Origin of the sequence: Amycolatopsis sp. NBRC 101858 (assembly GCF_030269325.1) — a bacterium.
GTDB classification, from domain to species: Bacteria; Actinomycetota; Actinomycetes; order Mycobacteriales; family Pseudonocardiaceae; genus Amycolatopsis; species Amycolatopsis ponsaeliensis.
Genome location: NZ_BSTD01000004.1, coordinates 474,151 through 489,651, shown reverse-complemented (window position 1 = coordinate 489,651; position 15,501 = coordinate 474,151). Strand labels below are relative to the sequence as shown.

At 73.7% G+C, this 15,501-nt stretch carries 7 protein-coding genes; all 7 read right to left on the bottom strand.

Annotated features, from left to right (window positions below):
* Position 1: 1 nt before the first annotated feature.
* On the bottom strand, positions 2-1,216 hold the full coding sequence (locus QSK39_RS31010; RefSeq protein ID WP_285481389.1) for a lipase family protein: 1,215 nt from the start codon (positions 1,214-1,216) through the stop codon (positions 2-4).
* Positions 1,217-1,246: 30 nt separating this feature from the next.
* A complete protein-coding gene (locus QSK39_RS31005) occupies positions 1,247-2,215 on the bottom strand; it encodes an alpha/beta hydrolase (protein WP_285481388.1) in 969 nt (322 codons plus the stop codon).
* A gap of 11 nt (positions 2,216-2,226) precedes the next feature.
* Entirely contained in the window at positions 2,227-3,804 is a 1,578-nt protein-coding gene (locus QSK39_RS31000; protein WP_285481387.1) for an acyl-CoA carboxylase subunit beta, read from the bottom strand.
* Positions 3,804-10,142, bottom strand: a complete 6,339-nt coding sequence (locus QSK39_RS30995; protein ID WP_285481386.1) for a type I polyketide synthase — start codon at positions 10,140-10,142, stop codon at positions 3,804-3,806. The genes QSK39_RS31000 and QSK39_RS30995 overlap by 1 nt, the downstream gene beginning before the upstream one ends.
* Positions 10,139-11,869 carry a fatty acyl-AMP ligase gene (locus QSK39_RS30990; RefSeq protein WP_285481385.1) on the bottom strand — a complete coding sequence of 577 codons (1,731 nt, stop codon included), beginning with the start codon at positions 11,867-11,869 and terminating at the stop codon, positions 10,139-10,141. The genes QSK39_RS30995 and QSK39_RS30990 overlap by 4 nt, the downstream gene beginning before the upstream one ends.
* 92 nt (positions 11,870-11,961) lie before the next feature.
* Entirely contained in the window at positions 11,962-13,359 is a 1,398-nt protein-coding gene (locus tag QSK39_RS30985; protein ID WP_285481384.1) for an MFS transporter, read from the bottom strand.
* On the bottom strand, positions 13,356-15,344 hold the full coding sequence (locus QSK39_RS30980) for an MMPL family transporter (protein WP_285481383.1): 1,989 nt from the start codon (positions 15,342-15,344) through the stop codon (positions 13,356-13,358). Before QSK39_RS30980 ends, QSK39_RS30985 begins: the two co-directional genes overlap by 4 nt.
* Positions 15,345-15,501: the final 157 nt, after the last annotated feature.

Below are 15,501 nucleotides of genomic sequence, written 5' to 3'. Positions count from 1 at the left end.
CTCAGCAGTTGGACGGGGCCTGCTCACCGGTGAAGCGCTTCACGATCCACTGGTGGGCATCCCCGTTCCCGGCCAGGATTCCCGTGGCGTGGTCGGAAATGTACGTCTGCCACTGTTCACGGACACCCGCCGCGCAGTACGCCCGGTGCAGCGCCTCGGCCTGCGGCGTGTTGACGATCTCGTCGGTGCTCGCGTGGTACTGGAACACCGGCACCCGGGGCGGGTTCGCGCCCAGCTTGTTCTGCGCCAGCCGAGCCTGCCACTGCGGCGTGCTCAACGGGTTCGTCGTCGTGTAGTCGCTGATCTTCTTGAACGAATAATCGAGCAGCAGTTCCGCGACGCAGGCGTTCTTCTTGGCGTCACCCAATTGCTGGCGCCCGGTGGCGTTGAGGAAGGAATCGAGCTTCAGATCCGGGTAGGCGGCATCGAGCCCGACCGCGGCGAACGCCAGGAACCCGAACCCGATGTAGCCGTCGAGTCCCTTGGCGACCTCGGTCAGGTCGGCGGGCACGCCGCCCGCGACGACACCCACCACGTTCAGCTCCGGCGCGTAGGCGGGCTGCTTCTCCCCCGCCCACATCGATCCGCCGCCGCCCTGCGAGTACCCCTGGAAGATCACCTTCGCCGATTTCGCCAGCCGCGCCGACGGCAGGTTCTGCGCCGCCCGCACCGAATCGATGACGGCCGGGCCCATGGACTGCCCGGTGATGTACGTCGGCACGGTCGTCGGCGAGTAGCCCTCGTAGTCGGTCACCGCGACGGCGTAGCCGCTGGACAGTGAGTCGTTGATGGCGGGCTGGTCGTACAGCGTCCCGCGTTCCATCGCCTTGGACGCCGTGCACTTGAACGCCGGGCCCTGCGTGCCGACCGCGTAGCCGACGATCGGCGCCCGCGCCGGGTCCTTGCCCTTCGGCACCAGGACGGTCCCGGTGACCGCGTCCGGCCGGCCCTGGGCGTTGGTCGAGAGGTACATGACCTGCCAGGCGTCGGCGTTGGCGGCGTTCAGCAGCGGCACTGTCGGCCGCCAGCGCAGGACGTCACCGGGCTTCCCGGCCGGCAGCGGCGACGGCGGCGTGTAGAACGAGTCGTCGAACGGGCCGGGCAGGATCGGCGCCGCGACCGCGCCGGCGGGCGGGCTCGCGGCGACGACTCCCAGCGCCGCCAGGGAGACGCCGACGAGCGCGGACAGCACGCGTCGCAACGGGACAGACTTCACCACAACCTCCATCGGGGAAAGGGAATGCGCTCAGGCCGGGAGGCCGAGCGCGCCGGCGAGCACCGGCCACGAGTTGTGCAGGGCCCGCTGCCAGTACGGCCAGCTGTGCGTGCCCGGGCCGTAGTAGTCGACGGTCGCCGGGATGCCGGCCTGCCGCAGCTTGTCGGTGAAGCTCTGCGACGACAGCAGCGCCGACGGTTCCAGCACGTCGGACTGCCCCGGTGGGTCGAGCGGCCCGGTCTGCCCGTTGCCGCAGGAAAGGTAGAGCGCCACGCCGCGCAGGTCCTGGACGTGGTCGTAGGGGTTGTGCGCCGACCAGATCGGCTGCATCCCGAAGGAGTCGCCCCAGAGGTTGAGGTAGTTGAAGATCCCGGCGCGGGCCAGGATGCCGATGATCCAGACCGGGATCCCGGGGTAGAGCGTGTTCGGCACGCCGCTGTAGGACGCCGCCGCGGCGAACATCCCCTTGTGCTGGAACGCGTATGCGAACGCGCCGTAGCCGCCGATCGACAGCCCGGCGATCGCCCGGCGCGTGCCGCCGTGGTACCCGCGTTCGACGATCTGGCGGACCTCCGCGGTGTGGAAGGTGTCCCAGTCGGGCTTGCTCGACAACCCGAAGTTCCACCACTTCGTGTACATCCCGGCCGGGCCGTCCGTCGGCATCACGACGAGCGCGTCCTTGTTCGCGGTGAACGCCTTCACATCGGTGAACTGGTCCCACGACTTGTAGTCGACGGGCTCGCAGCAACCGTGCAGCAGGAACAGCACCGGCCACGTCCGCGTCGGCTGCGCGGCCCACCCGGTCGGCACGATCAGCCGGACCATCCCGGTGGTGCCCAGGGCCGGTGAGTCGATCTTCAGGTCGACGGTCCGGGCGTCGAGCCAGGTCTCCTGGACGACCTTCGCGCCGTCGTCGGCCACGGCGGGACTCGCCTGGGCGGCGGTGACACCACTGGCGAGCAGGACCACGACGGCCAGCATCAGCAGGGTGGCTCTCATCGAAGTCTCCTTCACAGGGGGATGTTTCCGTGTTTCTTCGCCGGCAGGGTCTGGCGTTTGGTGCGCAGCGTCCGCAGGGCCCGCGCGACCTGTAGCCGGGTCTGCGACGGCGCCACGACCTGGTCGACGTAGCCGCGCTCGGCGGCCAGGTACGGGCCGGTGTGGCGCTTGCGGTACTCCTCGGTGAGCCGTCGTCGCGCCGCGGCCCGCCGCTCCGGCGGGAGCTCGGCCAGCTCGCGGCGGTAGAGCACCTGCACCGCGCCCTCCGCGCCCATCACGGCGATCTCCGCGGTCGGCCAGGCCAGGCACACGTCGGCGCCGAGGTGCTTGGAGCCCATCACCGCGTAGCCGCCGCCGTAGGCCTTGCGGACGACCACGGTCACCTTCGGCACGGTGGCTTCGGAGTAGGCGTAGATCAGCTTGGCGCCGCGGCGGATGATACCGCCTCGTTCCTGGTCGCTGCCCGGCAGGTAGCCGGGGACGTCGGCCAAGGTCAGCAGCGGGATCGAGAAGGCGTCGCAGAAGCGCACGAACCGCGCGGCCTTCTCCGACGCGTCGATGTCGAGCACGCCGGCCTGGTGGCGTGGCTGGTTGGCCACGATGCCGACCGTACGGCCCTCGACCCGGCCGAACGCGCAGATCATGTTGGCCGCGAAGGCGCTGTGCACCTCGGTGAACTCGCCGTCGTCGACCAGTGCGGTGATCAGCTCGGCCATGTCGTAGGTCTGGTTCGGCGAGTCGGGCACCAGCCGGTCGAGCTCCAGGTCGGCCGGGGTGACGACGGCGCTGGTGTCGTCGGCGTACTCCGGGACGGGGTCGAGGTTGTTGGCGGGCAGGTAGGCGAGCAGCGTCTGCACCCATTCGATGGCGTCCTGCTCGTCGGCGGCCCGGTGGTGGGCGTTGCCGGCGACCTCGCTCTGCACGGCCGCGCCGCCCAGTTCCTGCGCCGTGACCCGCTCGCCGGTGACGGCGTGCACGACGTCCGGCCCGGTGACGAACATGTGCGAGGTCTCGTCGACCATCACAGTGAAGTCGGTGATGGCCGGCGCGTAGACGGCCCCGCCGGCGCACGGGCCCATGATCATCGAGATCTGCGGGACCACCCCGGAGGCGTGGGCGTTGCGCCGGCCGAGCTCGGCGTAGTACGCCAGCGAGACGACGCCTTCCTGGATGCGCGCGCCGCCGGAGTCGTTGATCCCGACGACCGGGCAGCCGAGTGACAGGGCCAGGTCCATCACCTTGAGGACCTTCTCGCCGGAGACCTCGCCCATGCTGCCGCCGAAGACGGTGAAGTCCTGGGAGAAGACGCAGATCTGCCGGCCGTCGACGGTCCCGTGCCCGGTGACGACGCCGTCGCCGTAGGGCCGGTTGGCGTCCATCCCGAACTCGCCGCACCGGTGCCGCGCGAACTGGTCGAGCTCGACGAAGGAACCGGGGTCGAGCAGCAGCCCGATCCGCTCGCGGGCGGTGAGCTTCCCCTTGGCGTGCTGCCGGTCGACAGCGCGCTTCTCGGCGATCCGGACGGCTTCGTCCTGCCTGGCCGCGAGGTCGGCGATCCGGAACGCCGTCGTCGGCGTGAGCTCGTCCATCACCGCACCCCCACGCCGAGCCGGGCCGCCAGTTCCGCCGCCAGCGCGCTCACGTGCGGCGGGTCGATCATCGACACGTGGTCGCCCGGGACGCGGGCCACTTCGAGGGCGGAGCAGTACTCGTCCCAGCCCAGGGTGTCGTCGGTGCGCAGGTACCGCGGGTCCAAAGTGGTCGTCAGCGGATGCGGATCCTGCGCCCGCAGCAACAGGACGCGCCCGTCGTACCGCTCCGGTGTGTAGCGTTCGGCCACCCGGGCGTCCACATAGGACTCGTACTGGTGGCGCAGGACGCCGGCGCCGAGGTCGGGCACCTGCTCGGTCAGCCGGTCGAGGACCCGGCGGATCTGGGCGTCTTCGTCCAATCCGGCCAGCTCGTCGCGCGGGATCGCGAACGGGACGCCGTAGGTCTTCGACACGTGCTCGGCGAAGCGGTCGAAGCGGTCCAGCAGCAGGTCGGCCGGCTTCCCGGGCGCGGGCAGCGGCAGGATCGTGTCGATCAGGACGACGAGGTCGACCGGCCCGTCGAGCCGCCGCGCCGTCTCGTACGCCAGGCAGCCGCCGAACGACCAGCCGCCCAGGCGGTACGGGCCCTGCGGCTGGATCTCCCGGATCAGCTCGACGTAGCACGCGGCCTTGGCCTCGACCGTGTCCTCGTCGTCAATCCGCTCGAACCCGTACACCGGGTGCCCCTCCGGCAGCAGCCGGACCAGCTCGCGGTACACGCTCGTCGGGCCGCCGGCCGGGTGGAACAGGAACACCGGGTCGCCGACGCCGTCACGCAGCAGCCGCACCGGGCCGCCGCCGTGGCCTTCCAGCTCCGCGCGCAGCAGGTCGGCCATCGCCGCGACCGTCGGCGTCGCGAACAGCCGTTCCACCGCGGGCACCGCGCCCAGCTGCTCCGCGAACACCGCCCGCAGCCGCCGGGCGCGTTCGGGATCGCCGCCCACGGCGAAGAAGTCGTCGTGCACGCCGGGTTCCGGGCCGCCCAGCTCGGCCCGCCAGTGGCGGGCGACCCACCGCTCGGCGGGATCGCGCGGCCCGGCGGTGACCGGCCCGGCTTTCGCCGGTCCGAAGCCGGCCTGCTCGGCGAGGTGACCGGCGAGCTCGGCCAGGCTGGCGCCGCGCAGGAGCAGCGGGATCGGCAGCGGCAGGCCGAAGTCGCGTTCCACCGCACCCCGCGCGCGCATCGCCGACAGCGAATCGAGCCCGAGCCGGGTGAGCGGCACGTCCCGGCCGACCTCGGCGTAGCCCAGCAGGCCCGCGACGAGCCCGGCCAGGTGGTCGGCGATCGCTTTTCGCGCGTTTTCGGGTGTTCCGGCCCGAAGGGCGCTCATACCGTCCCAAGTGGACGGTCCGGTGCGCGGCGCGAACAACCCGAAGAACGGCCGGTCGGCCAGCCGCGGGAACAGCTCCAGCACGGTTTCGGCGCTGACGCGGGCCACGCCGGTCGCAGCACGATCTCGGGCGAGGACGACGTCCAATGCCGACAGCGCTTCCTCGGTGCCGAGCGGCTCGAGCACCGGGTTGCGCGACCCGGCCGCGGCGCCGACCTCGCCCCAGGCGCCCCACTCGATCGTCGCCGCCGGGAGGCCCTGGGCCCGGCGCCACGTGACCAGGGCGTCGGCCCACGCATTCGCTGTCGCGTAGGCGGCTTGGCCGGGCGAGCCGAACAGCGCGGCGGCCGACGAATACACGAGCCACCAGTCGAGGTCGTGCCCGGCGGTCGCCTGGTGCAGCCGCCAGGCACCCAGCGCCTTCGGCCGCCAGACGGCGTCGAGGGCATCGGCGTCCAGGCCGATCGCGGCGCCGTCGGCCAGGACGCCGGCGGCGTGCAGCACCCCGCGCAGCGGCACGCCGCCGTCGACGGCCGCCGCCACCAGGGCCTCGGCCGTGCCGGGCTGGGCGATGTCGCCGGCGACGACGCGGACGTCGATCCCCAGGTCCGGTACCGGGCTCGCGTGGCGGCTGTTCAACACCACCCGCGTCGCGCCGCGTCCGGCCAGCCACCGCGCCGCGACCAGGCCGAGGCCGCCGAGCCCGCCGGTGATGACGTAGGCGCCGTCGCGGACCGGCTCACGCACCGCATCGCCGGGCTCGGGCCGGACCAGCCGCCGCACGTGCCGGACGCCTTCGCGCCAGGCGACCTCGTCGTCCGGCCCGTCGGCGTGGACCTCGTCGCGCAGCTGGCCGACCCACAGCCGGGCCGGGTCCGGGCCGGCGTCGAAGTCGACCGCGCTCACCCGCAGTTCCGGGTGTTCGAAGGCGAGCACGCGGACGAATCCGCGCAGCGCGGCCAGGTCGGGGTCGCCGTGCTCACCGGGCTCGACGCTCTGCGCCCCGGCCGTGACCAGCCACAACCGCGGCGGCACCGTCATCTCGGCCAGTTCGGCGACGACCCCGGACAGGGTCCCGACCAGCCGCGCGGCCCGCTCGGGGTCTGGGGTGGCTTCCCCGGCCGGAAGGACCACGACCGCGGTCGCGCCGCCCTCGCGCAGAAGCTTCGTGAGGGCGCTTCGGTCGCCGAGCCGGGCGGTGGCGAGGTCGTCGTCCACTTCGGACAGCACGATCCAGCGGCCGTCCCGTTCCCCGGCGGGCAGGTCGGCGGGTTGCCAGGCGGCTTCGTAGAGCAGCCGGTTCAGGGCCGCGTCGCGGAACCGGCGGCAGTAGACGTCGCGGAACTCGACCAGGACGACGTCGTCGGCGTCGACGAGCTGGACGCTGCCGAGCAAGCCGTCACCGGACGGGTCCTTCGAGGTCAGGACGGCGTCCACGCGCACGCCGTTTCGTGGTTCACCGGCGAGCACCACCTCGCCGATCGTGAGCGGCAGGTAGAGGGCGTCCGCGTCCCCGACGGCCGCCGCGAGCGCGTGCAGGCAGGCGTCGGCGAGGGCGGGGTGCAGCAGGTAGGCGCGGTGGTCGGCGTCGGGCGGGGCGATCGACGCCGAGGCTTTTCCTTCGGCGGTACGGACGCGACGCAGGCCGCGGAAGGCCGGGCCGTAGTCCTGGCCCAGCTCGGTCAGGACGCGGTACAGGTCCAAGGGCTCGCCGTCGACCTCGCCGAACGGCGCCGACGGTGTGCCGCCGGTCTCGATCCGGGCCGTGGCGTGGCGCACCCAGTCGCCTTGCGCGGACTTCGCGTGGACGCCGAACTCGGTGCCGGTGAGGCTGGTCGTCACCTCGGTGTGCGCGTCGAGGGTGAGGACTTCCCGCAGTTCGAGGTCGCGGATCCGCCCGGTGCGCGCGGCGGCGAGCGCCAGTTCGAGGAAGCCGGTGGCGGGGAACACGGGCGTCCCCCGGACGGTGTGATCGGCGAGCCAGGGCAGGGTCTCCGTGCCGACGTCGCCGCGCCAGAGGTGGCCTTCCGGGTGGTCGATGTGGACACCCAGCAGCGGGTGGCCGCCGTGGACCTGGGCCCGGCGCTTCGGCCAGAACCGCTCGTGCCGCCAGACCGGGCCGGGCAGGTCGACCGGGGTCGTCCGCGGCCGGGCGGCCAGCGCGCCGGGGCGGCCGCCGACGTGCAGCCGGGCGAGGCTGGTGAGGAACGCCGTCCGTTCGTCGATCCGCCGGCTCGCCGACGGCAGGGCCTGGGCACCGGTTGTCTGCTCGACGGCGGCGAGGGCGACCGGGTGCGGCGACACTTCGACGAACACGGTGTGCCCGTTCTTCGCGGCGGCGGCGAGGGCTTGGCTGAACCGCACCGGACGGCGCAGGTTCGCGGCCCAGTAGTCGACGTCGAAGGCCGGTGTCTCTTCGGGATCGTCGAGAACGGTGGTGTAGCAGGGTATTTCCGGCTCTCCGGGCTGGAGTTCGAGGTCGGCCCGGAAGCGGCCGAGCACGGCATCGACGGCGGCGGAGTGCCCGGCCCCGCCGACGGGGAGCCGCCGGGCGAGCCGCCCCAGGCGTTCGGCGTGCTCGACGAGGGCGTCGACCTGGTCCGCGGCGCCGCTGACGGTGCACTGGGTGGGCGAGGCATACACGGCGACGGTGACCTCGGGGAACTCGGCCAGTTCCTGCGGCGAAAGTTCGACGACGGCCATGGCGCCGTCCCCGCTCCGGTCGAGTTCGGCGAGCAGCCGCGCCCGGGTGGCCATGACCCGCAGGCCGTCGCCGACATCGAGCGCCCCGGCAACGACGGCCGCGGTGACCTCGCCCATGGAGTGGCCGAGGACGGCGGCGGGGGTGACGCCGTGGGCCCGCCAGAGCCCGGCCAGCGCGAGCTGCATGCCGAAGAGAGCGAGCTGGGTGGCGGCGAGATCCTCGGGTTCGCGGTCGAGGAGGTCGCGCAGGGACGACCCGGTCTCGGCCCGGAAGACGGGATCGAGCGCATCGACCTCGGCGCGGAAGGCGGGTTCGGAGCGCAGGAACCGGCGGCCCATGCCGGACCACTGGGAGCCGTACCCGGAGAAGACGAACACCACGCCGGGACCGGCAGCCATCTCACCCGTGATGCCGCGGCCCTCGCCGTGACCGGCTACCGACTCGACGGCCCCGCGAGCACCGCCCGTGAGGCCGCAATCGGACACCGACCCACCAACTCCACGAGTACCGCCCACGCCCGCGCCCCGAACATCGCCCGTCAGACCGCGGCCCGCGGCCAGCTCGCGCAACCCCGCCACCACCTCGGCGCGGCTCTCCCCCACCACCGCGCCGCGCACCGGCAAGTGCTCGCGTCCGTGGGCCAGCGTCGAGGCCACCGCGCTCAGCGGCACCTCCGACCCCTCGACCCACTCCGCCAGCTCACCCGCCCGCGCCCGCAGCACTTCCTCCGACCGGGCCGAAAGCGCGAACACTTCCGGTCCCGCAACCTCGGCCGCCCGCACCGGGAACGACGCCGCCGGCCACTCCTCGAGCACCACGTGTGCGTTCGTCCCGCCGAAGCCGAAGGCCGATACCCCCGCTCGCGCCGTCCCCGGATAACGCGGCCACTCCGTGCTCGCGCTCACCACCTGCAGCCCCGTGAAGTCGATGTGCGGGTTCGGCTCGCGGAAGTGCAGGCTCGGCGGGAGCCGCCGGTGCGTCATCGCCAGCACCACCTTCAGCAGCCCCGCGATGCCCGCCGCCCCTTCGAGGTGGCCCAAGTTGCTCTTCACCGATCCCAGCAGCAGCGGACGGTCCGGTTCGCGCCCGAGCACCGCCGCCAGCGCGCCGGCCTCCAGCGGATCCCCCAACGGCGTGCCCGTCCCGTGCGCCTCGACGTAGTCCACACTGGACGGATCGACGCCCGAAAACGCGTACGCCGAGCGCAGTAAGTCGGCCTGCGCCAGCGGGTTGGGTGCCGTCATGCCGTTGGACCGGCCGTCGGAGTTCACCGCGCTGCCGCGCAGCACCGCCAGCACCCGGTCACCCGCGCGACGAGCCGCCCGCAGCGGCTTCAGCACGACCACTCCGCACCCCTCGCCGCGGGCGATGCCGTCGGCACCCGCGTCGAACGGCTTGCAGTGCCCGTCCGCGGCCAGCACCCCGGCGCGGTGGAAGCCCGCGGTGATGCCGGGCGACAGCAGCACGTTCACCCCGGCGGCCAGCGCGAGCTCACTCTCGCCGCGGCGGAGGCTCTGCATCGCCTGGTGCACCGCGACCAGCGACGACGAACACGCCGTGTCGAGCGTGAGACTCGGCCCGCGCAGGTCGAGCAGGTACGACAGCCGGTTGGCCGCGATGCTCGCCGCCGCGCCCGTGCCCGACCAGACGTCGACACCCGCGACGTCGGTCATCGTCAGCGAGCCGTATTCGGTGGCCGACAGCCCGACGAACACGCCGGTCCGGCTGCCGCGCAGCCCGGACGGCGGGATCCCGGCGTGCTCCAGCGCCGCCCAGGCCACCTCCAGGAGGATCCGCTGCTGCGGGTCCATCGCTTCGGCCTCGCGCGGGGTGATGCCGAAGAACTCCGCGTCGAACCCGGCGACGTCGTCGAGGAACCCGCCCCGCATCGGCAGCCCCGCGAGATCCGCCTCGGGCGCGAACGTCTCCCAGCGGCCCTCCGGGACCTCGCCGATACCGTCACCGCCGGCGTCGAGGAAGCGCCAGAACGCCTCCGGCGAGTCGATCCCGCCCGGCAGCCGGCACCCGAGGCCGATGACCGCGATCGGTTCCTCCACGTGCGGGGTCGGCACCGTGGCCACGGAAGAGTCCCCTGTGGACAGATGCGCGGACAGCGCGGTGACCGTCGGGTACTGCCAGACGAGCGTCACGTCCAGGGGACGGCCGACGAACCGCCCGAGATCGGCCGCGAGGACCGTCGCGTCCCGTGAGGACAGTCCCGTCTCCTGCAACGGCCGGTCGGGGTCCACCGGGCCGAGCCGGGCGAGGAGCCACGCGCGCACCGCGTCCGTCGTGGTCATCCGAGCCGCCGCCCGTCGAGCGATCCGGCCGAGTAGGACAGCCGGGAGTGCGCCCGGCTGATCTTGCCGCTGGAGGTCCGCGGCACCTCCCCGGGCGCCAGGACGACGACGTCGTGCAGGCGCAGGCCGTGCCCGGCGGACACGGCCGCTCGCACCGCGGCCGTCACCTCGGCGGCGCCGAGGTCGGATTTCTTGGCGCGTTCCAGTGCGACGACCGCGGCTTCCCCGTCGTCGGTGCCGATCGCGAAGACGGCGGCCGAGTGCGGCCGGACGCCCGCCTGCTGCTCGACCGTCTGCTCGATGTCCTGCGGGTAGTGGTTGCGGCCGTCGACGACGACCAGGTCCTTCAGCCGGCCGGTGACGTACAGCTCGCCCTCGAAGACCACACCGAGGTCCCCGGTCGCCAGCCAGCCTTCGCCGGTGTCCGGGTCGAGCGGCGGCAGGCCGAAAGTCCCGGACGACTCCCGGCCCCAATAGCCGCGGCCGACGTTCGGGCCGCTCACCCGGATCTCGCCGACCGCACCGGGTTCGAGAGCTTCGCCGGTGCCGGGGTCGGCGATCCGCACCCGCTGCCCGGCCGGGTGGCCGCACGAAACAAGCGTCGAACCGGATGTGGCCGGCACCGCGAAGCCGGCGGCCAGCCGGTCCCGGTCGAACGTGACCTGCCGGGCCGGTTCTCCGGCGCCGGACACGGAGACGAACACGGTGGCCTCGGCCAGGCCGTAGGCCGACCGGTGGACCTCCGGCCGCAGCCCGCACTCGGCGAACGCGTCTTCGAACTTCGCGATCGTCGCCGGCAGCACCGGTTCGCTGCCGTTGGCCAGCGAGACGACCCGGCTCAGCTCCAGGTAGCTCTTTTCGGCCTCGGACACCCGGGAAGCGCAGTACGCGTAGGCGAAGTTGGGCGCCGCGCTGATCGCGCCGGGGCTGGCCGAGAGCGCGCGCAGCCACCGGGACGGCCGTTCGAGGAAGGCCAGCGGGTCCATCAGCACCGACGCCATGCCGGCGACCATCGGCGCGGCGATGCCGAGGACCAGCCCCATGTCGTGGAAGAGCGGAAGCCAGCTGACCGTCGAGGTGGTCCGGCTTTCCGCGCCGTAGGCGGTGCACGCCTGACGGGCGTTGGCCAGCACGTTGCCGTGGGTCAGCACAACCCCGGCGGGCGAGCGGGTGGAGCCCGACGTGTATTGCAGGTACGCCGTGGCACCGGGATCCGGTGCCGGCCATTCCCGCGGTTCGGCCGGTGCCAGGGAATCGACGGCGACCACCGCCGGCCGCGTCCCCGAATCGGCGAGAAACGTCTCGACCGCCTCGATTTCCCCGGTCGTGGTGAGCACGACCCGCGGGGCGCAGTCGGCGAACGTCGCGGCCAGCCGGCCCGCGTGGCCGGGCAGGCCGGGTGCGAACAGCGGCACGGCGACCAGCCCCGCCCGGATCGCGCCGAGGAACGCGACGACGTAGTCCACGGACTGCCCGGCGAGCACCGCCGCCCGGTCCCCCGCAACCGCGATTCCGCTCAACCGTGCGGCAACCGCGCCGACCCGCTCGTCGAGCTGCCGCCAGGTGAGCGTGACGGCGCGGCCGTCCGCCGCGGCGCGGTGGTCCAGGTGGGTCACGGCGATCTCGTCGCCGAGCACCCGCGCCCACCGGGCCAGCAGGGTCGCCAGCGAGGCGCGGTCGTCGGTGGTTTCCCCGGTGACGGGAACCGGCTGGGAAATGGTTTCCATGGCTCCTCGCAGATAGCGTTTACCGGCGCAGTGAATAGCTGCTCCCGGGCGGTTGTCAATCAAGCGAATTCCGATGCTCACCGGCACGCGCATTACGGCACCGCGCGTTTGTCACGCGGCGACGAGGTCACGGCGGACCGGCTCCGCAGCACGCGCACGGACAGCAGCGCACCGGCGAACGTCAGGCCGGCCGCGACGAGGAGGCCGGCGGTGTACCCGGCGGCCAGCGCCGAGCCCGCCGTCACGCCCACGTCGAGCCGCACTGTCCGTACCGCCGTCAGGACAGCGCCGATCAGCGCGACGCCCAGCGCACTCGACAGCTCCCGGGACGCCGTGAGCAGCCCGGACGCCGTGCCGGACCGCCGTTCGGCGACGACGTCCAGCGCGTGCGACGTCAACGGTGTCGTGAACGCCGAGCCGGCCCCGATGAGCACCAGCCCGGGCAGCCGCGGAAGAACGGCCGGGACGTGGTTCACGGCGGCGAGCGCGAGCAACCCGCAGGCCACCACGGCGAGCCCGGCCGCGACCGTCCGATGAGGACCGAACCGGGCCACCGCCCACGGGACCGGCGGCGTCGCGGCCACCACCGCGACCGCGACCAGCGCCAGCGGCAACCCCGCCCGGACCGGGTCGAGACCGAGGAACTCCTGGTGCAGCAGGGGCGTGAAGAAGACGATGCCCGAGATCCCGAGTCCCCACAGCACTTGCACGGCGAGCGAACCGGCGAACACCCGGTTTCCGGTCAGGTCGGCCGGCACCAGCCGTTCCCGCGCCCGGCGTTCCCGGAGCACGAACCCCGCACCGAGCGCGGCACCGGAGATCAGCAGTGCGGCGCCGGCGCGGGGGTCGTCGCCCCACGAGACGAGCGCCGCGGTGAGCAGGACCAGGCTCGCCGTCACGACGACCATCGCCCCGACGGCCGGCCGCGGACCGGGTGGCTCGCGCCCCGCCGGCACGGTCCCCGGCAGCAGGACGAGCATCGCTGCCACGAACGGGAGGTTGACGAAGAAGATCCAGGCCCAGCCCAGGTATTCGCTCAGCAGCCCGCCGAGTGCCGGGCCCAGCGCGAGCGCGGCGGCCAGGCACGCGGTCCACACGGCGGCGCCGAGCGTCCGGCCGCGCGCGTCGAGGTTCGACCGCAGCAGGCTCAGCAGGCCGGGCACGAGGAACGCGGCGGCCGCGCCTTGCAGCACCCGGGCGGCGACGAGCAGGCCCACCGAGCCGGCCAGACCGCCGGCGGCCGCGCCGAGCCCGAACGCGAGCAGCCCCGCCGGCAGCGTCGCACGGCGGCCCCAGCGGTCGATGAGGGTGCCCGCCACCAGCAGCAGGCCGGCGAACGGGAGCATGTAGCCGAGGGCGACCCACTGCAGCGTCCCGAGGTCCAGCCCGAGGTCGCGGGCGATCGAGGGTGCGCCGGCCGCGACGATGGTGTTGTCGAGGGTCGTGACGAACGCGCCGAGCGCGATCAGCACCAGCGTCCGCCGCGTCACCGCGCGCTCCCCACCAGTTCGCGGGCGGCCGGGGCGCGCCGCGGGAACCACCAGTTGGCTTCGCCGAGCCACGCCATCACGGCCGGGACGAGGACGCACCGGACGACGACCGCGTCGAGGAGCACGGCGACGGTCAGCCCGGCTCCGGCTTCCCGCACGACGCGGGCGTCCACGAAGGCGAACGCCACGAACACCAGCGCCATGATCAGCGCGGCCGCGGTGATGGTCCGGCCGGTCGCCGCGATGCCGTCGACGATCGCGGCCCGGGTGTCGCGGCGGCGGCGCCACGCCTCCTGGATGCGCGCGATGAGGAAGACCTCGTAGTCCATCGACAGGCCGAACAGCCCGGCGAACAGGAACACCGGCAGGTACGGCTCGATCGGGCCGCCGAAGGCGACCACGACCGCGCCCGTCGTCGCGGCCGCGGTCAGCAGGTTCATCACCGCCGCCGTCAGCGGGATCAGCACGCTGCGGAACACCCAGGCGAGCAGCAGCACCGAGATGCCGACGACGCTGAAGAGGAACAGCGGCAACCGCGTGGTGATGGCCGCGGAGAAGTCGGCCCGGGCCGCGACCGGCCCGCCGACGTGCGTGTCCGGGCCGCCGACGGTCGTGGCCATCGTCCGGGTCCACGTCAGCAGCTCGCCGGTCGCCGGGTCGTCGGGTGCGGTGCGCGGGACGACCGTCAGCACCCAGCGGCCGCCGGGGAGGGTGGTCGGCGGGCCGACGTCGGCCCGGGCGAGCAGCGCCTCGCGGAGCGTGCCCAGCGACGGGTCGCCCGAGCCCACGACCAGCAGCGGAGCGCCGGCGCCCGGGCCGAAGGCGTCGTGGGAGAGCTCGGCGGCGGTCCGCGTGATACTGCCGGGCGGGTCGAGGGCGGCGTCCGGGACGCCGAGCCGGAGCCCGGTCATCGGCAGCGCGAGCACGGCCACGACCAGCAGCGCGGCGAGCGTCCACGGGCCCGGCCGCCCGGTCACCGCCCGCGCGAGGCGGGCCCAGCGGCGGCCGCTCCCCTCCGCCGGGATCCGCATCCGCGTGGCCACCGGCCGCAGCAGCGCGGGCAGCAGGGTCAGCGCGGCGGCCGCGGTGAGCAGCACGGAAACCGCGGCGGCGACGGCGATCCCGTCGAGGAACGGCAGGCCGACGGTCAGCATTCCGGCCAGCGAGACGCACACGGTGAGGCCGGCGAAGACGACGCTGCGGCCCGACGTAGCCGCCGCGACGGCCAGCGCAGCCGCGGGTTCCGCGCCTTCGCGGCGGCCCTGCCGGTAGCGCGTGAGCACGAACAGCGCGTAGTCCACGCCGACCCCGAGGCCCAGCAGGGCGGCGATCTCGGTGCTGATCTTCGGGAGGGTCATTACGTGCGACACCAGTGTCACGACGGCGAGCGCGCAGCCGACCGACACCGACGCGGTGAGGACCGGGAGCAGGACGCACGCCGCCGAGCGGAACGTCACCAGCAGCACCAGGGCCGCGGCGAGCAGGCCGATCGCGGCGTTGCCCAGGTCCGGCGCGGCGGCCGTCATCGCGGCCAGCTCCCCCGACGCCCCGGCGGTGAGGTCGCCGGCGTCCCGGACGACGGCCGCGAAGGCGTCCGCGGTGTCCTGGCCGAGGTCGGCGGCCGGCGCGTCGAACCGGACGGGCAGGACCGCCGTCCGGTGGTCGTCCGACACCCGGCCGGGCGGCGGTCCGACGGCCACGACGTGCGGGAGCGCCGCCAGCCGGGCGGCGAACGCGTCGAGCCGGGCGCGGCCGGTGCCGGTGTCGACCGGGCTGTTGGGCGCGCGGACGACGACGCGTTCTTCGGTGCCGGTGGCCTGCAGCAGCCGGGCCGCGGCGGTGCTGTCCGCGGCGGGCAGGTCGACCGTGTCGCGGAAGTCCGCCCCGGTGTGCAGCACGGCGGCGACGAGCCCGGCCAGCGCCGTCAGCCACACCGCGGCGACCACGCCGGAGTAGCGGAAGCACCACGAAACGACGCCCGTCATGCTGATCACGCTAACTACGGAATGGGCCGCGAAGATACGGGCCGGGCGCACAAATCGCATTCCGGAAACCCTTGCGGCCGTGAGTGTTCCGCCGCTTGTCGGACGGGTGACAAAATCGCGCGCGCCCGTTGGTCCCCGCGTGACAGAACCCGGTCCG

Bases quoted from the DNA above. Each gene is read 5' to 3' on its own strand.
- QSK39_RS31005 (WP_285481388.1), bottom strand. From the start codon at position 2,215: ATGAGAGCCACCCTGCTGATGCTGGCCGTCGTGGTCCTGCTCGCCAGT.
- QSK39_RS31000 (WP_285481387.1), bottom strand. From the start codon at position 3,804: ATGGACGAGCTCACGCCGACGACGGCGTTCCGGATCGCCGACCTCGCG.
- QSK39_RS30995 (WP_285481386.1), bottom strand. From the start codon at position 10,142: ATGACCACGACGGACGCGGTGCGCGCGTGGCTCCTCGCCCGGCTCGGC.
- QSK39_RS30990 (WP_285481385.1), bottom strand. From the start codon at position 11,869: ATGGAAACCATTTCCCAGCCGGTTCCCGTCACCGGGGAAACCACCGAC.
- QSK39_RS30980 (WP_285481383.1), bottom strand. From the start codon at position 15,344: ATGACGGGCGTCGTTTCGTGGTGCTTCCGCTACTCCGGCGTGGTCGCC.